The 17229-nt window shown below is 72.7% G+C and carries 16 protein-coding genes; 3 read left to right on the top strand and 13 right to left on the bottom strand.

Annotation, left to right across the window (positions count from 1 at the left end; translation table 11 throughout):
- The 9 genes from ABD466_RS32325 to ABD466_RS32285 form a co-directional block, all read right to left on the bottom strand.
- The coding region (locus ABD466_RS32325) for a Rho termination factor N-terminal domain-containing protein (protein ID WP_344661012.1) at window positions 1-418 on the bottom strand (418 nt) is incomplete at its 3' end.
- A gap of 412 nt (window positions 419-830) precedes the next feature.
- Window positions 831-1811: a homoserine kinase gene (thrB, locus tag ABD466_RS32320; protein ID WP_344661011.1), complete on the bottom strand. Its 981-nt coding sequence runs from the start codon at window positions 1809-1811 to the stop codon at window positions 831-833.
- Window positions 1812-1892: 81 nt separating this feature from the next.
- Window positions 1893-2948, bottom strand: coding sequence for a threonine synthase (gene thrC / locus ABD466_RS32315; protein ID WP_344661010.1), 1056 nt, complete (start codon window positions 2946-2948; stop codon window positions 1893-1895).
- 20 nt (window positions 2949-2968) lie between these two features.
- The gene (locus ABD466_RS32310) at window positions 2969-4264 is read right to left on the bottom strand and encodes a homoserine dehydrogenase (RefSeq protein ID WP_344661009.1); all 1296 of its coding nucleotides are present in this window, start codon (window positions 4262-4264) and stop codon (window positions 2969-2971) included.
- Between the two features lie 140 nt (window positions 4265-4404).
- Window positions 4405-5802 (bottom strand): diaminopimelate decarboxylase, encoded by a 1398-nt coding sequence (gene lysA, locus ABD466_RS32305; RefSeq protein WP_344661008.1) that lies wholly within the window; start codon window positions 5800-5802, stop codon window positions 4405-4407.
- A gap of 35 nt (window positions 5803-5837) precedes the next feature.
- Window positions 5838-7517 carry an arginine--tRNA ligase gene (argS, locus tag ABD466_RS32300; protein ID WP_344661007.1) on the bottom strand — a complete coding sequence of 560 codons (1680 nt, stop codon included), beginning with the start codon at window positions 7515-7517 and terminating at the stop codon, window positions 5838-5840.
- 108 nt (window positions 7518-7625) lie between these two features.
- Window positions 7626-8024: a response regulator transcription factor gene (locus ABD466_RS32295; RefSeq protein ID WP_344661006.1), complete on the bottom strand. Its 399-nt coding sequence runs from the start codon at window positions 8022-8024 to the stop codon at window positions 7626-7628.
- A gap of 30 nt (window positions 8025-8054) precedes the next feature.
- Entirely contained in the window at window positions 8055-9311 is a 1257-nt protein-coding gene (locus ABD466_RS32290) for an HAAS signaling domain-containing protein (protein WP_344661005.1), read from the bottom strand.
- Window positions 9308-9643 carry a PadR family transcriptional regulator gene (locus ABD466_RS32285; protein WP_344661004.1) on the bottom strand — a complete coding sequence of 112 codons (336 nt, stop codon included), beginning with the start codon at window positions 9641-9643 and terminating at the stop codon, window positions 9308-9310. Before ABD466_RS32285 ends, ABD466_RS32290 begins: the two co-directional genes overlap by 4 nt.
- A gap of 118 nt (window positions 9644-9761) precedes the next feature.
- Here ABD466_RS32285 and ABD466_RS32280 point away from each other — a divergent pair, with 118 nt between their 5' ends.
- Complete coding sequence (locus tag ABD466_RS32280; protein WP_344661003.1) at window positions 9762-10184, top strand: hypothetical protein; 423 nt, start codon at window positions 9762-9764, stop codon at window positions 10182-10184.
- A 160-nt stretch (window positions 10185-10344) separates the two neighbouring features.
- On the opposite strand, the gene ABD466_RS32275 is transcribed toward ABD466_RS32280, so the two are convergent.
- The 3 genes from ABD466_RS32275 to dtd all read right to left on the bottom strand — a co-directional run bounded on the left by ABD466_RS32275 (window position 10345) and on the right by dtd (window position 13970).
- Window positions 10345-12024, bottom strand: coding sequence for a DUF885 domain-containing protein (locus tag ABD466_RS32275; protein WP_344661002.1), 1680 nt, complete (start codon window positions 12022-12024; stop codon window positions 10345-10347).
- Window positions 12025-12168: 144 nt separating this feature from the next.
- On the bottom strand, window positions 12169-13419 hold the full coding sequence (locus ABD466_RS32270) for a S8 family serine peptidase (protein ID WP_344661001.1): 1251 nt from the start codon (window positions 13417-13419) through the stop codon (window positions 12169-12171).
- A 104-nt stretch (window positions 13420-13523) separates the two neighbouring features.
- Window positions 13524-13970: a D-aminoacyl-tRNA deacylase gene (gene dtd, locus ABD466_RS32265; protein ID WP_344661000.1), complete on the bottom strand. Its 447-nt coding sequence runs from the start codon at window positions 13968-13970 to the stop codon at window positions 13524-13526.
- 60 nt (window positions 13971-14030) lie between these two features.
- On the opposite strand from dtd, the gene ABD466_RS32260 reads away from it, so the two are divergent.
- The gene (locus ABD466_RS32260) at window positions 14031-14903 is read left to right on the top strand and encodes an alanyl-tRNA editing protein (protein WP_344660999.1); all 873 of its coding nucleotides are present in this window, start codon (window positions 14031-14033) and stop codon (window positions 14901-14903) included.
- 51 nt (window positions 14904-14954) lie between these two features.
- Here the strand turns inward: ABD466_RS32260 and ABD466_RS32255 are convergent, their stop codons facing one another.
- The gene (locus ABD466_RS32255; RefSeq protein WP_344660998.1) at window positions 14955-16250 is read right to left on the bottom strand and encodes an MFS transporter; all 1296 of its coding nucleotides are present in this window, start codon (window positions 16248-16250) and stop codon (window positions 14955-14957) included.
- A gap of 84 nt (window positions 16251-16334) precedes the next feature.
- On the opposite strand from ABD466_RS32255, the gene ABD466_RS32250 reads away from it, so the two are divergent.
- Window positions 16335-17228: an ADP-ribosylglycohydrolase family protein gene (locus ABD466_RS32250; protein WP_344660997.1), complete on the top strand. Its 894-nt coding sequence runs from the start codon at window positions 16335-16337 to the stop codon at window positions 17226-17228.
- Window position 17229: the final 1 nt, after the last annotated feature.

Here is a 17229-nt window from a genome sequence, read left to right as displayed (position 1 = left end):
CGGTGCGCTCGGCCCGCTCGGCGCGGTCGCCGGACGCGGCCCGCTGCTCGGCGGCGGCCGGCTCGGCGGCCTTCGCGGCGCGCTCGCGCACCGGCTGCTCGGGGATGTCGGCCCGGACCTCAGAGCCCTGCTCCGCGGGGGCCTCGGCGGTCGCGGTCGCGGCGGCGCGGGTGCGCCGGGTGGCGGTGCGCGCCGGGGTGGTGGTGGCGGTGGCGGCGGCCGGCTCGGCCTTGGCCGCGGAGCCGCCGTTCTTCTCCTGAATAGCCTCGATGAGCTGGCCCTTGCGCATCCGCGCGGTCCCGGTGATCCCCAGGCTCACGGCGTAGGCCTGCAGCTCGGGGAGCAGCATCGAGGACAGCCCCTTGCCGGCGCGCCCGGAGCGGGCGGTGGCGGGGGATTCAGTCGTGGTGTCGCTCACGAAGCGATCCTTCCTGGTCGCCGACCTGGCCGAACGTCAGTCGCGCCGGGTGCGGGGACAGGTGCTGGTTGTGTTGAGCAGTGTTGAATTTGGAACCGAAGGTTGCGGTGCGGGTCCGCGCATGGCTGATACGGGTCACGCGCGGAAGCAGTCACTGAAGCATTCACAGCGGGATTCACGCGGGATACTTGGAGACTGCACTCGCGCGATCCGCCGCCGACAGGTTCGTGCCCGCCTTGGGAGATGTGCCGCGCTGTCGCTCACCAGTGGTGAAGTCGGTGCTCGACAGGAGAGTAACACCTCGTGGTGTCCAACGGGACTCCGCCCTCACACGGCGGCAATCCCCAGGAAAACCATACGCGGGCGCTGCTCTCACCATTCACAGTCCCCCGTGGCGTGGGTTTGAACCCCTTCAGCGGGATTCATTCCCCGCCCACGCGCCATCGGCAGTAGTCAAGGATACCGTACCGGCCCCGTCGACGGCGAGGTCGAAGGCGGTCCAGCCGGCCGGAGCCGTCCGCGCGCCGGCCTCGATCACGGCCTGGACCTGGTCTTTCGTCGTCAAAACCAGGACGGTGGGCCCGGCCCCGGAGACCACCGCGGCGTGTCCCGCCGCGCGCAGCGTGGCGATCAGCGCGGCCGACTCCGGCATCGCCGGGGCCCGGTAGTCCTGGTGCAGGCGGTCCTGGGTGGCGGCCAGCAGCAGGTCGGCCCGGCCCCCGGTGAGCGCCGCGGCCAGCAGCGCCGAGCGGCCGGCGTTGCGCGCGGCGTCGGTGTGCGGAACCAACTTGGGCAACAATCCACGCGCCACCTCGGTCGACAGCGGCCGGTCGGGCACGAAGGCCACCGCGGCCAGGTCCGCGGCCGGGTCGACGCGCAGGGCCCGCGCGGTGGCCCCGGCGGCGTCCGCGATTTCACCCGCTTGGTCCAGCCACGCGATGGTGAAGCCGCCGCGCAAGCAGGCCGCGACGTTGTCCGGATGGCCCTCCATGTCGGTGGCGAGCTGCAGGACCTCGTCGTCGGACAGGGTCGCGCCCACGGTCAGGGCGCGCGCGGCGACGATGCCGGCGCAGATGGCCGCCGCCGAGGACCCCAGCCCGCGGGCGTGCGGGATCCGGTTGGCGCAGACCACCTCCAGGCCCGGCGGCCGCGCGCCGAGCCGGTCGAAGGCCCGGCGCAGGGCCCGCACCACCAGGTGCGTCTCGTCCCGGGCCACGGTGTCGGCGCCCTCGCCCGCGACGTCGACCCGCAGGCCGTCGTCGGCTATCCGGACCATCACCTCGTCGTACAACCCGAGCGCCAGGCCCAGGGAGTCGAAGCCGGGTCCGAGGTTCGCGCTCGTCGCCGGGACGCGGACGCGCACGGGGGCGGCTCGGAAGACAGGGCTCGGCATTGCGCTCCGTTTCTTGCGGACATCTTCGTGCGGGCATCGAACCAGTGCTGTGATGCGGCACCAGCTCTATCAGAAGGTTCCTTAGCCGAAGCTGAGAGCCTCGGCCACCGCGAGCACGTCCGCGGCCACCGGGTCCGGCAGCGGCGGCGCGGCCTTGACCGCCCAGTCCGGGTCCTTGAGCCCGTGGCCCGTGACGGTGATGGCGATCCTCAGACCGGTCTCCAGGCGGCCTTCGCGGGCCAGCTTCAGCACGCCCGCGACACCCGCGGCCGAGGCCGGCTCGACGAACACGCCCTCCTCGGCGGAGAGGATCCGGTGCGCCACGAGGATCTCCTCGTCGGTCACCGCCTCGATGACGCCGGCCGACGCCTGGCGCGCGGCCACCGCCAGGTCCCAGGAGGCGGGGTTGCCGATGCGGATGGCGCTGGCGATGGTGTCCGGGTGCTCGACCGGCGCGCCGAGCACGAGCGGCGCGGCGCCGGCCGCCTGGAAGCCGAACATGCGCGGGGTGCGGGAGGCCGGACCCTCCTTCGCGTACTCCTGATAACCGAGCCAGTAGGCGGAGATGTTCCCGGCGTTGCCGACCGGCAGCGCGTGGATGTCCGGGGCGTCGCCGAGGACGTCGACGACCTCGAACGCGGCGGTCTTCTGGCCCTGCAGCCGGACCGGGTTCACCGAGTTCACCAACGCGACGGGGAACTTCTCGGCGAGTTCGCGGGCCAGCCGGAGGCAGTCGTCGAAGTTGCCCTCGACCGGGAGCTGGGTCGCGCCGTGCGCCAGCGCCTGGGCCAGCTTGCCGAGCGCGATCTTGCCGGCCGGGACCAGCACCACCGGGCGCAGGCCCGCGCGGGTGGCGTAGGCGGCCGCCGAGCTGCTGGTGTTGCCGGTGGAGGCGCAGACCACGGCCTCGGCGCCGGCCTGCTTGGCCAGCGAGATCGCGGTGGTCATCCCGCGGTCCTTGAACGAGCCGGTCGGGTTCATGCCCTCGACCTTGACGTACACCTCGCACCCGGTGCGGGCGGACAGGCGCGGCGCGGGGAGCAGCGGCGTGCCGCCCTCGCCCAGCGTGACCACGGGCGTGCCGGCGTCGACCGGCAGCCACTGTCGGTACTCCTCGATGACGCCACGCCAAGCCATGTCCGTGCCTCTCTGGATGGTCAGTCTGATTCCACGCGCATGACGCTCGAGACGTCACGCACGATGTCCAACGCGCGCAGCCGGGCCACGGTCGCGGTCAGCGCCGCGTCCGGGGCCAGGTGGGTGACGATCACCAGCTGGGCGTCCAGGCCGCGCCCGGACTGCCGCACCGTGGCGATCGACACGTCCTGTTCCGCGAAGATCCCGGCGACCGCGGACAGGACGCCCGGTTTGTCGTCGACGTCCAGGCTGATGTGGTAGCGCGTGCGCGCCTCCCCCACCGGCCGGACGGTCAGGTCGGCGTACGCCGACTCGCCCGGGCCGCGGCGCCCGGTCACCTTGTTGCGGGCCACCGCCACCAGGTCGCCGAGCACCGCCGAGGCGGTCGGCGAGCCGCCGGCGCCGGGCCCGTAGAACATCAGCTGCCCGGCCGACTCGGACTCGATGAAGACCGCGTTGTAGGCCTCGCGCACCCCGGCCAGCGGGTGGCTGCGCGGGATCATCGCCGGGTGCACCCGGGCCGAGACCTTCTTCGCGTCCTGGTCCACCTCGCAGATGGCCAGCAGCTTCACCACCGAGTTCATGGCCTTGGCGCTGGCGATGTCGGCGGCGGTGACCTCGGTGATGCCCTCGCGGTGCACGTCGGAGGCGGTGACCCGGGTGTGGAAGGCCAGCCCGGCCAGGATCGCGGCCTTGGCGGCGGCGTCGAAGCCCTCGACGTCGGCGGTCGGGTCGGCCTCGGCGTAGCCCAGCGCGGTGGCCTCCTCCAGCGCCTCGGTGAACCCGGCGCCGGTGGTGTCCATCCGGTCCAGGATGAAGTTGGTGGTGCCGTTGACGATGCCCAGCACCCGGCGCACCCGGTCGCCGACCAGCGACTCGCGCAGCGGGCGCAGCAGCGGGATGGCCCCGGCCACCGCGGCCTCGTAGTACAGGTCGGCGCCGTGCCGCTCGGCGGCCCGGTACAGGGTGCCGCCGTCCTCGGCGAGCAGCGCCTTGTTGGCCGAGACCACGGACTTGCCGGACTCCAGCGCGGCCAGGATCAGCGACCGGGACGGCTCGATCCCGCCGATGACCTCCACCACCAGGTCCACGTCGTCCCGTTTGACCAGGCCCTCGGCGTCCGTGGTGAACAGCCGGGGGTCGACCCCGGGGATCTCGCGCTGCCGGTTGGGCCGGCGCACGGCGACGCCGGCGAGCTCCAGCGGGACCCCCACCCGCGCGGCGAGGTCGGCGGCGTTGGCCGTCATCAGGCGCGCGACTTCCGAGCCGACTACTCCACAGCCCAGCAGCGCCACCCTCAGCGGCTCAGTACGCATCGCTCATCCCCATCGGCTCGGTCGGTGCTCGTGCGCATGCGGTCCGGAATCACAGCCACGGCACAGTCAGTCATAGCAGTCTCGCCGAATCCCACCCCTCGACAACACGTCGTCCGGGATGTGGGATCCTCGCCGGTTCGCTATCCCAGGTCCAGACTCAGCAGGTCGTCCTCGGTCTCCCGCCGCACGATCACCCGCGCGGCGCCGTCCCGCACCGCGACCACCGGCGGCTTGAGCACGTGGTTGTAGTTGCTGGCCATGGACCGGCAGTAGGCGCCGGTGGCGGCCACCACGAGCAGGTCGCCGGGGACGGTGTCGGCGGGCAGCCAGGCGTCGCGGACCACGATGTCGCCGGACTCGCAGTGCTTGCCGACCACGCGGGACAGCATCGGCTCGGCGCCGCTCTCCCGGTTCGCCAGCCGCACGGTGTACTCCGCGTCGTAGAGCGCGGTGCGGACGTTGTCGGACATGCCGCCGTCCACAGAGATGTAAGTACGAAGACCGGGCAGCGGCTTCACGGTGCCGACCTCGTACAGCGTCACCCCGGGCGGACCGGCGATGGCACGGCCGGGCTCGACCGACAGGCGCGGGTGCGCCAGCCCCGCGGCGTCGCACTCGCGGGCCACGATCTCCTTCAGCCGGCGCGCGGTCTCGGCGACCGGAGCCGGGTCGTCGGCCTCGGTGTAGGCGATGCCCAGCCCGCCACCGAGGTCCAGTTCCGGCAGTTCGACGCCGTGGTCGCGCCGGATCACGGCCAGCGCCTCGATCAGCCGGTGCGCGGCCACCTCGAACCCGGCGGTGTCGAAGATCTGACTGCCGATGTGCGAGTGCAGCCCGGTCAGCTCCAGGTGGTCGGCGTGCTTGAGGATGCGCGCCACCGCCTCGGCCGCGGCGCCGCCGGCCAGCGAGAAGCCGAACTTCTGGTCCTCGTGCGCGGTGGCGATGAACTCGTGGGTGTGCGCCTCGACGCCGGCCGTGACCCGGACCATGACCCGCTGGCGGACGCCGCGCTCAGCGGCGATCGCGGCCAGACGCTCTATCTCGTCGTGGGAGTCGACGATGATCCGGCCGACCCCGGCGGCGACGGCGCGCTCCAGCTCGGCGACGGACTTGTTGTTGCCGTGGAAGCCCAGGCGCGCGGCCGGGAAGCCGGCGCGCAGGGCCACGGCGAGCTCGCCGCCGGTGCAGACGTCCAGGTGGAGGCCCTCTTCGGCGGCCCACTTGGCGATGGCGACCGACAGGAACGACTTGCCCGCGTAGAAGACGTCGGCCTCCGTGCCGAAGGCCTCGACCCACGCGCGGGCGCGACGGCGCCAGTCGTCCTCGTCGATCAGATAGACCGGAGTACCGAACTCCCGGGCCAGCTCGCGGATGTCGACACCGGCGAAGGTGACCGCGCCGGACCGGGCGTCGCGCGCCGCCCCGCCGGGCCAGATCCTGGTGTCCAGCCGGTTGAGGTCCGCCGGGGCCGCGCTGTGGCCGCCCTCGGGGAGGACGTCGGCGTAGCGGGGCCCGGCGGGGTGCGCGCTTCTGCTCATGGACCGCAAGTGTTCCCTACTCGCGGTCCGATTTGTCACATGCGCTCAGGTGCCGAGACGCCGAGGAGGTCAAGGCCGTTGCGCAGGACGATCTGGGTGGCCTCCAGCAGCCACAGACGCGCGCGGTTCAACTCGGTCGGCTTCTCATCACCGATCGGCAGGATGCGGCAGTCCTTCTTCTCGGACTGCCAGCCGTGGTACTTCTTCGCCAGGTCCTCGAGGTAGTGCGCCACCTTGTGGACTTCGCGCAGCCCGGCCGCCTGGGCGACGATGCGGGGGAAGTCGGCGAGCGCCGCGAGAAGTTCCTCCTCGCGCAGGTGGACGAGGAGCTTCGGGTCGAAGTCCTCGGCGGGGCCTTTGTCGAACCCGAGGTCGCCGGCGTTGCGCCGGATCGCGCAGGTGCGGGCGTGCGCGTACTGGACGTACCAGACCGGGTTCTCGGGCGCGTTGGTCGTGAGCAGGTTCACGTCCAGGATCAGCTCGTTGTCCACACTGGACCGCGCCAGGGCGTACCGGGCGGCGTCGACGCCGATCAGGTCGATCACATCGTCCAGCGTGACGATGTTCCCGGCCCGCTTGGACAGCTTGACCTCCTGGCCGTCCTTCACGATCTTCACGAACTGGCCGATCAGGACCTCGATGTCCTTCTCGGGGTCGTCGCCGGAGCACGCCGCGAGCGCCTTGAGCCGGCCGACGTAGCCGTGGTGGTCGGCGCCGAGCATGTAGATGCAGGGCGAGAAGCCGCGGTCCCGCTTGTCCAGGTAGTACGCGCAGTCGGCGGAGAAGTACGTGCGCTCGCCGTTGGAGCGGACGATGACGCGGTCCTTGTCGTCGCCGAAGTCGGTGGTGCGCAGCCAGACCGCGCCGTCCTGCTCGAAGACGTGGCCCTGTTCGGCGAGGCGGTCCGCGACGCCCTCGACGGCGCCGGACTCGTGCAGCGTCTTCTCGGAGAACCAGACGTCGAAGCGCGTCCGGAACTTCTCCAGCGACTCCTGCTGGAGCCGCAGCTGCATCTTGTATCCGGCGGTGCGGAACGCTTCGACCTGGGCCTCCTCCGGGAGGCTGGTCAGCACCGGGTGCTCGGCGAGGATGGCCTGGGCGAGGTCCTTGACGTAAGCGCCCTCGTACAGGCCCTGGCCCTCGGGCACCTCCTGGCCGTTCGCGCGCAGCGCCAGGGACATGCCGAAGTTGTTCATCTGGTTGCCGGCGTCGTTGATGTAGAACTCGCGCGTGACGTCGGCGCCGGCCGCCTCCAGCAGCCGGCCGAGGGCGTCGCCGACGGCGGCCCAGCGGGTGTGGCCGAGGTGCAGCGGGCCGGTCGGGTTGGCGGAGACGAACTCCAGATTGACGTTCTGGCCGGTGAAGGTCTGGCTGCGGCCGTAGGCGGCGCCCTGCTCGACGATGGTCCGGGCGAGCTCGCCGGCGGCGCCGGCCGCGAGCCGCAGGTTGAGGAAGCCGGGGCCGGCGATGTCGACGCCGGCGATGCCGTCGACCCGGCGCAGGCGCTCGGCGAGCAGCTCGGCCAGGGCGCGCGGCGGCATCCCGGCGGCCTTGGTCAGCTGGAGGGCGACGTTGGTGGCGTAGTCGCCGTGGTCGCGGTTCTTCGGTCGCTCGACGGTGACGGCCTCGGGGACCGCGGTCAGGGTGAGCGCGCCGTCGGCGACGGCGGCGTGCACGGTGTCGAGGACGGCCTGGGAGAGCTGCTCGGGAGTCACCCGCCAAGGGTACGGCAGGCGAGGCGGGTGACCGTTCCGGATTACCCGGGGACCGTCGCGGTGCGGCGGAGGGCGGCTTGTTCGCGGTGCCCGGCCCGGCCCACGGCTTCAGCGCGCGCCGCCCCCCGACAGCGCGCGCACCGCGTCGACCAGGTCCCCCGGTTCGAAGGGCTTGGTGATGTAGGCGTCGGCGCCGGCCGACTCCCCGCGCCGCCGGTCCTCCGGCAGCGCGGCGGCGGTCACCACCACCACCCGCGGGCCGCCCAGCGCCGGGTCCCGCTTGAGGCGGCGCAGCACGTCCAGGCCGCCGGGACCGGCGCCGGGGAGCACGGGGAGCAGCAGGTCGAGCGTCACCACGTCGGCCCCGGGGACCAGTTCCAGGCAGCGGGCGCCGGAGTCGGCCTCCAGCACCTCGAAGCCCTCCAGCTCCAGGTTGATGCGGATCAGGCTCCTGACCACGTCGCTGTCGTCGACCACGAGCACGCGCGGGGGGCCGGGTTCAGTCACCCGGCCACCGTAGCGGTCCCGGGCCCGGCGCTACCCCTTCGCGCCAGGCTGCGCCGGGGTCGACGGGGGCGCCGACGGCTGGGGTGAGCCCTGCGCCGGGGTGGCGCCACCAGGCGTAGCCGTGGCCGACGTTGCGCCGACCGAGGGTGATGGTGAATCAGGGTTCAGCGTCGGTGTGGGAGACGCACCGGACGGAGTGGCGCCGGACGGACGATGTACTCCCTGGGGGACGGCGACCGTCGGCGGGGGGACCGTGACGTAGTGAGGGGTGTTGTCGGCTTCGTACCAGTCCGTTTGCAGCAACTGCAGCGGGTACCGGTTGGCGACGAGCTGCCCTTGGGCGTCGACCCAGGTGTCGCCGACGACGAACCTGTTGGATCCGTTCTCGAGCGTCGTCGCCGTGCGCACCGGCTGGCCGTCCTGGTCGTAGACGAAGACGCCGTCCAGGGGCTTGCCGTCCTTGTCGTACACCCACAGGTTCGTGATCTGCTTGCCGTTCTCGCTGAGCCCGCCCGGCGCGGGCTGCTGCTGGGCGTAGGAGACCTGCCACGGCGCGGAAGGGACACCGGACGAACCCCCCTCGTCGCCGGCGATCCCCGCCACGAGGGCTCCGAACGCGACCACCCCGAGCACCCCCTCGGCCGCGAACACCATCCGCCGCCGCCATCCCCCCGGAAGGCCCCGCCGCCCCAGGTACACGGAGGTGGGGATCGCCACGGCCAGGGCGACGAAGCCGAGCAGCCGGTTGTCGCCGATCTTCGGCACCGTGGAGTAGTCGTGCCACGCGTCCACGTCAGCGGTCCACACCTCGAGCAGGCGCACGACGACCCACGCCCGCAGCACCCACCACGCGGGCCGCAGCGACGGCAGGAAGGTGAGCACCTCGTGGCCCGCGCGGGTGGCGCGGATCCGCCGCTCCGCGTCGCGCACCGTGGCGCGCGCGGACCGGCGCAGCTGCTGCCAGAAGGAGAGGCCGGGGGACGCGACGCGCGCTGCTGTCTCCCCCGGTTCCGGCAGCCCCGCGGCCTGCCGCAGCTCCGCGGCATAGACCGCGGGCTCCCCCAGCCGCTGACGCAGCGTGCCGGCGCCCTCGGCCGCCACTTCGCGCAGGTGGTCCTCCAGGTCCTCCCACAGCTCGGCGCCCTCGTCGAGCGGCAGGTCCGCGAGCTGGGCCCGGACTTCGGCGGCGTAGGCCGTCACCTCGTCTTCGAAGTCTTCGACGCCTTCGGGGCCTTCGGATCCCCTGAAGCCCTCGGATCCCCCGCGCCCGTCCAATCCCTCACTCATATCCGCTCTCCCCTCTGCGCCCCGAGCAGCCGGTCCATGGCCCCTGCGAACGTCCGCCACGTCGCCGTGGACTCCTTGAGCTGTGCCCGCCCACTGGCGTTGATGCCGTAGTACTTGCGATGCGGCCCCGACTCCGACGGGACGACGTAGCTCGTCAGGAACCCGTTGGCATAGAGCCGCCGCAACGTGCCGTAAACCGAGGCGTCCCCGATCTCCTCGAACCCCGCGACCCGCAGCCGCCGGACGATGTCGTAGCCGTAGCCGTCCTCGTCCTCCAGGACCGCCAACACCGCCGAGTCCAGGACGCCCTTGAGCAGTTGTGTGGAATCCATCACTCCTCCTGTGCGGAACACGGTACTACACATTGCGCAGTACTGTGCAGAAGAAAAGAGCGAGTCTCCGTCGGAACGGGATGCCAGGATGGAGCCATGACATCGATGCGAAAGGCCCATGCCGCGTAACCGGCCGAGCGCTGTGCGTGCCGCGCATCCAGCGCCCCCGAAGTTCTCGCGCCCGTACAGCGAAGTCGACGGGCTGAGCCGGCGGACGACCGAGATCCTGCGCCGCCTCGAGGCTGGCCGGTTCCAGCCCGGCTACGTCGCCGACGCCGTCGCCTCCTACCGCGGCCTGCTGCGGCAACCGGGCCGCATCCTGTACGTGGACATCGACGACTGTCCGTGCTGTGATCCCGTGCACTTCCGCGACCAGCTCGACGACGTCATCAGGGCCCTGCCCCGCGGCGGCGGGAACGACCTGCGCCGGCTCGTGGCGAAGCTGGACCGGGAGTTCGAGCGTCGGACACTGCCCGACATATACGCCGAGCCCAACGGCGACCACCGCTGGTGGCGCTATCGGCAACGGCAACGCGACTAGTCCGTCTGTCGCCATCAGAAGTGGCCACACCACTGGCGACGCTGACCAACCGAAGCGCTGAGCCGTCGGGCATGCGAAACGCCCCCGGCCGGCGAACCGGCCGAGGGCGTCCTCGTGTCCTGCGAAGCTTCCGCGAAGGTGTCCCGCGAGAACCCGGAGCCTAGAGCCGCCCGAGCGCCTCACGCAGCGGCTTCAGCCCGATCGACCCCAGGTCCAGCGCCTGCCGGTGGAACGTCTTCAGGTCGAAGTCGGCACCCTTGCGGGCCTTCGCGTCGTCCCGCGCCTGGAGCCAGATGCGCTCGCCGACCTTGTAGGCGGGGGCCTGCCCCGGCCAGCCGAGGTACCGGTCCAGCTCGAAGGCGAGCTGGGCCTCCTCGGTGTTGACGTTCGCGGTCATGAACTGCCAGCCGAGCTCCGGTGTCCAGCGCTCGCCGCCGTGCTCGGTGCCGTCGCCGAAGGCGTAGCCGGCCGGGATCTCCAGCTCCAGGTGCATGCCGAGGTCCACGACCACGCGGACCGCGCGCATCATCTGGCCGTCCAGCATGCCGAGCTTGTCGCCCGGGTCGGACAGGTAGCCCAGGTCGTCCATCAGGCGCTCGGCGTACAGGGCCCAGCCCTCGCCGTGGCCGGAGACCCAGCACATCGAGCGCTGCCAGCGGTTCAGCAGGTCCTTGCGGTAGGCGGTCTGGGCGCACTGCAGGTGGTGGCCGGGGACGCCCTCGTGGTACACGGTCGTGGTCTCGCGCCAGGTGGCGAACTCGGTCTGGCCCTCGGGCACCGACCACCACATGCGGCCCGGGCGGGTGAAGTCCTCCGACGGCGGGGTGTAGTACATGACGCCGTCGTGGGTCGGGGCGATCATGCACTCCAGGCGGCGGATCGGTTCGGGGATGTCGAAGTGCACGTCGGCCAGGGCCGCGACCGCGGCGTCCGACTTCTCCTGCATCCAGGCGCGGAAGTTGTCCGCACCGGCGATCTTGCGGGCCGGGTCGTCGTCCAGCGCGACGAGCGCGTCCTTCAGCGAGCCGCCGGGCACGATGCGCGTCGCGGTCTCGGCCATCTCGGCACGCAGCCGGGCCACCTCGTCCAGGCCCCAGCGGTACGTCTCCTCCAGGTCCACGGTGTCGCCGAGGAACTCGCGGGACGCGCGCTGGTAGCGCTCCAGGCCGACGGCGTCCTTCTCCGGCGCCGAGGGCAAAAGCTCCTCGGTGAGGAAGCGGCCGAAGTCGGCGGTGGCGGCGGCGGCCGCGGCCGCGCCGCGATCCAGGTCCTCGCGCACCGCGCCGGTGGCGCCGGTCCGCGCGACCAGGCCGGCCCAGAAGTTCTCGCCGCCGCGCTCGCCGTTCCAGTCCTGCGCCTGCTTCGCGCACGCCAGCACCTGGCGCCGCGCCGAGGTGCGGCCGCGGGCCGCGGAGTCCAGCAGCGTCGCCTTCAGCTGGTCGAGCGCGGTCGGGACCGCGGCCAGGCGCCGGGCGATGGCGGCGTGGTTCTCCTCGCCCTCGGTGCTCATCTGGTCGAAGACCGCGCGCACCCCCTGGAACGGGCTGGCGATGACGTTCAGCGACGAGGTGTCGTCGCCGGCCTCGTAGCACTCCACGGCCAGCGCGAGCCGCTCCTCCATGGCCTCCTTGGCCACGCGCTCGTTCTCGTCCGCGGGCTCCAGCGCCCGGATCGCCGCCAGGGTGGACGCGGTCAGCGCGTTGCGCGCCGCGAAGCCCTCCAGGGATACGTCGGTCAGCTCGTGGTCGTGGCCGGCGACCCCGAGATCGGTGGCGAACTGCGGGTCCAGCTCGACGTAACGGGCGACATAGTCTTCGGCGATCTCATTGATGGACGTCACGCGCCCGACCCTAATCCCGATGATCCTCGGGCGTCCAACGTTTAGCCGCCGAAGCGGTCCCTAAGACGCAGCTGACCGCGCCGGGGTAACCGGTGCGGGGCGGGCCCGACGGTCACCGTCACGGCCCTGCGTCACGGCCCTGCGTCACACCCCCGCGCGCGTCCCCCGGATCCGTCCCCGCCGCACCGCGGCCGTGATGACCGGCACGGCCAGCATCAGCACCCCGCCACCGGCCACCCCGAGCACCACCTGCTGCATCGTGCGCTGGTTGCCCGGCACCGCCGCGGAGGCGGGTTCCACCCGGTAGTCGGGACCGAGCGACGGGTCCGGGCGGCCCTCGTCCGGCAGAACGGTCGACACCGCCCGGTAGGGGTTGACCACGCCCCAGCCCACGGACGCGTCGAGCGCGCCTGACGCCGGCCGGTCCGCGGTCACCTCCAGCCGCTGCACCACCTGCCAGTTGTGCAGCGTCGGGCGGTAGGAGAGGACGAGCGCCGCGGTCCCGGCGGCGAACGCCGCGGCGAAACCCGTTCCCTGCTCGGCCGTCAACGCGCCCGGATACCCCGCCGCCGGAACGGCCATCCGGCCACCCGGCGCCGCGATCACGGCTCCGACGCCCTTCTGCGCGAACGACGACGCGTTCCCGTCGCGGTCCACGGAACCGACCGCCAGCACTCCGGGAATCGCCGCCGGGAAGAACTTCGCGTTCGGCCGCGTGGTAGCCGACGCCGGACCACCGGTACCGGCCGCGGCGACCACCACGACGTCGTGGGCCAACGCGTCCTGGACGGCCGAACGCAGGTCCGGCGAGTCCTCGGTGGTCCCGATCGAGATGGTGATGACGCGGGCGCCGGCCGCGGTGGCGGTGCGGATCGCGTCGGCCAGCCGCACGGCGCTCCCGGGCTTCGCGACCGTGTCGGTCTGCCGGATCGGCAGGACCGTGGCGTCCGGGGCGACCCCGGAGAAGCCGTCGACACCGTTCTCCCGCCCGGCGATGATCGCGGCGACCGCGGTCCCGTGGCCGTCGCAGTCGTAGTTCGCACTGTCGCCGAGGTCGACGACGCTCGGCCCGGACAGCACCGTGTCCGGGCCGAACACCGGGTTCGCCTTGTCGACGCCGGTGTCGATGACGGCGACGGTGACGCCCTTGCCCCGGCTCAGATACCAGACGCCGGCCGCGCCCAGGCCCATCTTCGACTGCGGCCACAGCAGGTCCGTGGCCTGGGCGCCGGACGGCAGGTTCGGGGCCGGGAGCGGGTTCCGGCAACGGTTCGCGCCCACCTGTGCGGCCCCTGCCCCGGTGGACTGCGAGGCCCTGGACATCCCGGCGGAGGACAGCAGACAGCCGGCCGCGAGCGTCATCACCGCGGCGTTGCGCACAGTACGTCGAACCATGACCTCAGCCTCGGGAGGACCTCAGGGATTGGCGGTGATGATATAGACGTCCCGGGCGCGCCACCAGGGTTGACGAGGGTTACTCCGCAGGTGCGGTCCGGGCCTCACAGCTCCAGAACGACGGTGAAGGGCCCGTCGTTCACCAGCGCCACCTTCATGTCCGCGCCGAAGCGTCCGGTCTCCACCTTCGCGCCGAGCGCCCGCAGCTCCGCGACCACCGCGTCGACCAGCGGCTCGGCCACCGGCCCGGGGGCGGCGGCGATCCAGGTCGGGCGCCGGCCCTTGCGGGCGTCGCCGTAGAGGGTGAACTGGCTGACGACCAGAAGCGGACCGCCGAAGTCGGAGCAGGAGCGCTCGGTGCCCGGCGCGCCGTCCTCGCCCTCGAACAGGCGCAGGCCCCACAGTTTGCGGGCGAGCTGCGCGGCCTTCGCCGAAGTGTCGTCGTGGGTGACGCCGACCAGGACGCACAGGCCCGGACCCTCGATCGCGCCGACGACCTCGCCGTTCACCGTCACCGACGCTTCGCTCACTCGCTGCACCACTGCTCGCATGCACCCATCCTGCCCTGCCGCGGCGTCCCGCCGCCGTCCGCGTGATGAGACGATGGCGGCATGGCAGACCTGACCACCACCCTCGTCACCTTCCCCGCCGGCGCGACCTCCGGGACCGCGACCGTGCTGGCCGTGCGCCCGCTGGCGGCCGGCGCCGGCGCCGGCGTGGTCGTCGACACCACCCCGTTCCACCCGCTCGACCACAGCTGGCCGGACCAGCCCGGGGACACCGGGGTCCTGGTCGCGGACGGCACCGAGCACGCGGTAACGGACTGCGTCACCGGCGGCGTGGGGCCGGAGGGGGAGTTCGCGGTCGGCACCGACATCCCGGTGCGGCGCGGCGACGAGACGTGGCGGTGGCTGGCGGTGCACGTGCTGGAGGACGGCTCGGCCGTGCAGCCCGGCCAGCAGGTGGAACTGCGCGTGGACCAGTCCCGCCGCGCGGCGCTGTCCGCTTCGCACACCGGCTGCCACCTGATGGCGCTGGCCCTGAACGAGGCCCTGGCCGACCGCTGGCGCAAGGAGGCCCGCACCGACGGCCTGGGCCACCCGGACTTCGACAGCCTGGCCATGGACACGTCCCGCATCGGCCTGGACGCCAGCACCGACCGCTACCGCCTCGGCAAGTCGCTGCGCAAGAAGGGCTTCGATCCCGAGGGCCTGCGCGAGGCCCTGCCCGAGCTGACCGCGGCGGTCAACGCCCGCCTGGCCGGCTGGCTCGCCGAGGACGCCCCGGTCCGTATCGACACGCCCGGACCGGAACTCACCGCGCGCCGCCAGTGGGTGTGCGAACTGCCGGAGAAGACGATCGAGATCTCCTGCGGCGGCACCCATCTGCACCGCCTCGGCGAGCTCGCGTCGCTGACCGCCGAGCTGTCGCTGTCGGAGGACGGGACCGAGCTGGTGGTGGTGACGACGCCGAAGCGGGCGTGAGACCGGTCCGGACCGCCGCGAAGCCACCGCTGACGTCCGGCCGCGGCCGGGTCAGCAGCTCGCCGCAGGCTCCAGAACGGCGCCCGAAGCGCCCTCCGGGCCCACCACGACCTCGGGTCCGGAGCCGTGTCCGGCTCCCACGGGAGCACTCTCCCGGGCCGCCGCGAACCGCAGGTACGCCAGCATCGCGGCGGCCGACAGCACCCCGATCGTGCCGGTCGTCGCGAACGCCCACGGCGGCGACGAAGCGTCCACGACCGTGCCGGCCAGCGGCGCGCCTATCGCGCCGCCGAGCGTCATCGCAGAACCCTGCAGACCCATCGCCTGGCCGCGGGCCGACGCCGGGACCGCCGCCGCGACCGCCTCGGCGGTGGAGGCGAGCGTCGGCGCGCACATGAAACCGGCCGGCAGCAGCGCCAGCGCCAGCCACCACCAGCCGAAGTGGCCGATGAAGCCGACCGGGACGGTACCCGCGCCGAGCAGCAGCATCAGGACCGGCAGGCGCCACGGGCGCGCGGTCGAGCCGTGCCAGAAACCGCCCACCAGGGACAGCAGGCACCACGCGAAGATGCACACGCCGGCCCACTTCACCGCGTCCTGCTGACGCAGCAGCGCGGTGATCGAGATGTCGGTGCCGGACAGCACCAGGTTCGCGGCGGCGCCGGTGGCCAGCACCAGCACGAAGCTGGGCCGCAGCCAGGTCGACACCGGCAGCTTCCGCGGCGGCGCGGCGTCCGGGCCGGCCGTCCCGGACCGGTGCCCGATCGGCGGGTTCAGCAGCCACAGCGTCACCACCGCGCCGACCGTCAGCACGCCGATCACCGCGAGCGTCACCCGCGCCGACCCCATCGAGGTGATCGCCGCGATCGCCAGCGCCGGCCCCACCATGAACACGAGCTCGACGATCATCGAGTCCAGGGCGAACGCCTGCCGCCGCATCGCCTCCGGCACCCGCGCGGCCACCGCCTGCCGGATCACCGAGAACACCGGCACGCCGAGCAGGCCGCCGAGCACGAACGTGGTCGCGAGCAGGGCGGGATAGGGAAGGAAGGGCGCGGTGACCCAGTACGCCGTCTCGGACGCCCCGGTCAGCACCAGCACCGGCTTCAACCCGCGCCGGTCGACCATCCGCCCCAGCAGCGGAGCGCCCACGCCCATGCCGGCCGTCATCACCATGCCGGCCACACCGGCTGCGGCGTAACCGCCGTGCTGGTCCAGCACGACGTGCAGGGTCAGCGCCATGGACTTGGCGGTCAGCGGCAGCCGCGCCAGGAACGCGACCACGAACAACGCCCGGGTCCCGGGAATGGCCAGAATCGGCTTGTAAGGGGCAATTAGCTTGAGCACGTGTTTCCTTCCCACGGGATCATCGCAGACGCCGCCGGCGAAGACGAGTGAGTTCTGGGGGAGGCCTGTAGTAAGAGTGGAGACATGACCGACGACCAATCGCACTCCCGTGCCGTCGCGTCGCTCCGCGGCCTGGCCGTGGGGGACGCGGTGGGTGCCTGCTACTTCATCCCGTTGAACCAGCCCCTGCTGCCCGACCGCCGGCTGCCGCCGGATCCCTGGTACTGGACCGACGACACCGAGATGGCGTGCTCGGTCTTCACCGTGCTGCGCGACCTCGGCCGCGTCGACCAGGAGATCCTGGCCCGTTCCTTCGCCGACCACCACGACTTCGACCGCGGCTACGGCGCCGGCGTCAACCGCATGCTGCGCCTCATCCGCCAGGAGGGCGCCGACTGGCGCGAGCAGGCGGCGGGCATGTTCGACGGCCGCGGATCGTGGGGCAACGGCGCCGCGATGCGGGTCGCGCCGCTGGGCGCCTGGTACGGCGCCGGGGACCTGGACCGCGTCGCCGCCGAGGCCGCGGCCTCGGCCGAGGTGACGCACACGCACCCGGAGGGCGTCGCCGGCGCGGTGGCGGTGGCCCTCGCGGCGGCGCTGGCGGCGACGACCGACCTGACCGGGTACGAGTTCCTGGACGAAGTCGCCGAACGGACCCCGCCGGGACTGGTGCGCGACGGCATCGGCAACGCCATGACCCTGCTGCCGCTCAGCGATCCACGCAGCGCTGCCGCGTCCCTGGGCAACGGGCGCTACATATCGGCCCCGGACACCGTCCCTTTCTGTCTGTGGGTCGCGGCCAAGCGGCTCGGCGACTTCGAGGCGGCGTTCTGGGACACGGCTCTGGTCGGCGGGGACATCGACACCACCTGCGCGATCGTCGGCGGGGTGGTGGCGGCGCGCGTCGGCGTGGAGGGGGTCCCCGAAGGGTGGCGCAAGCGGTGCGAGGCGTTGCCGGAGTGGGCGGGAGTCGGGTAGG

Source organism: Catenulispora subtropica, from assembly GCF_039531675.1.
GTDB classification, from domain to species: domain Bacteria; phylum Actinomycetota; class Actinomycetes; order Streptomycetales; family Catenulisporaceae; genus Catenulispora; species Catenulispora subtropica.
This window is presented reverse-complemented; position numbering and strand designations above follow the sequence as displayed.

What these genes read in the sequence shown, in the direction of transcription:
- thrB (WP_344661011.1), bottom strand. Translation starts at nt 1,811, where the DNA reads ATGCCGAGCCCTGTCTTCCGAGCCGCCCCCGTGCGCGTCCGCGTCCCG.
- thrC (WP_344661010.1), bottom strand. Translation starts at nt 2,948, where the DNA reads ATGGCTTGGCGTGGCGTCATCGAGGAGTACCGACAGTGGCTGCCGGTC.
- ABD466_RS32310 (WP_344661009.1), bottom strand. Translation starts at nt 4,264, where the DNA reads ATGCGTACTGAGCCGCTGAGGGTGGCGCTGCTGGGCTGTGGAGTAGTC.
- lysA (WP_344661008.1), bottom strand. Translation starts at nt 5,802, where the DNA reads ATGAGCAGAAGCGCGCACCCCGCCGGGCCCCGCTACGCCGACGTCCTC.
- ABD466_RS32290 (WP_344661005.1), bottom strand. Translation starts at nt 9,311, where the DNA reads ATGAGTGAGGGATTGGACGGGCGCGGGGGATCCGAGGGCTTCAGGGGA.
- ABD466_RS32285 (WP_344661004.1), bottom strand. Translation starts at nt 9,643, where the DNA reads ATGGATTCCACACAACTGCTCAAGGGCGTCCTGGACTCGGCGGTGTTG.
- ABD466_RS32280 (WP_344661003.1), top strand. Translation starts at nt 9,762, where the DNA reads ATGCCGCGTAACCGGCCGAGCGCTGTGCGTGCCGCGCATCCAGCGCCC.
- ABD466_RS32270 (WP_344661001.1), bottom strand. Translation starts at nt 13,419, where the DNA reads ATGGTTCGACGTACTGTGCGCAACGCCGCGGTGATGACGCTCGCGGCC.
- dtd (WP_344661000.1), bottom strand. Translation starts at nt 13,970, where the DNA reads ATGCGAGCAGTGGTGCAGCGAGTGAGCGAAGCGTCGGTGACGGTGAAC.
- ABD466_RS32260 (WP_344660999.1), top strand. Translation starts at nt 14,031, where the DNA reads ATGGCAGACCTGACCACCACCCTCGTCACCTTCCCCGCCGGCGCGACC.
- ABD466_RS32250 (WP_344660997.1), top strand. Translation starts at nt 16,335, where the DNA reads ATGACCGACGACCAATCGCACTCCCGTGCCGTCGCGTCGCTCCGCGGC.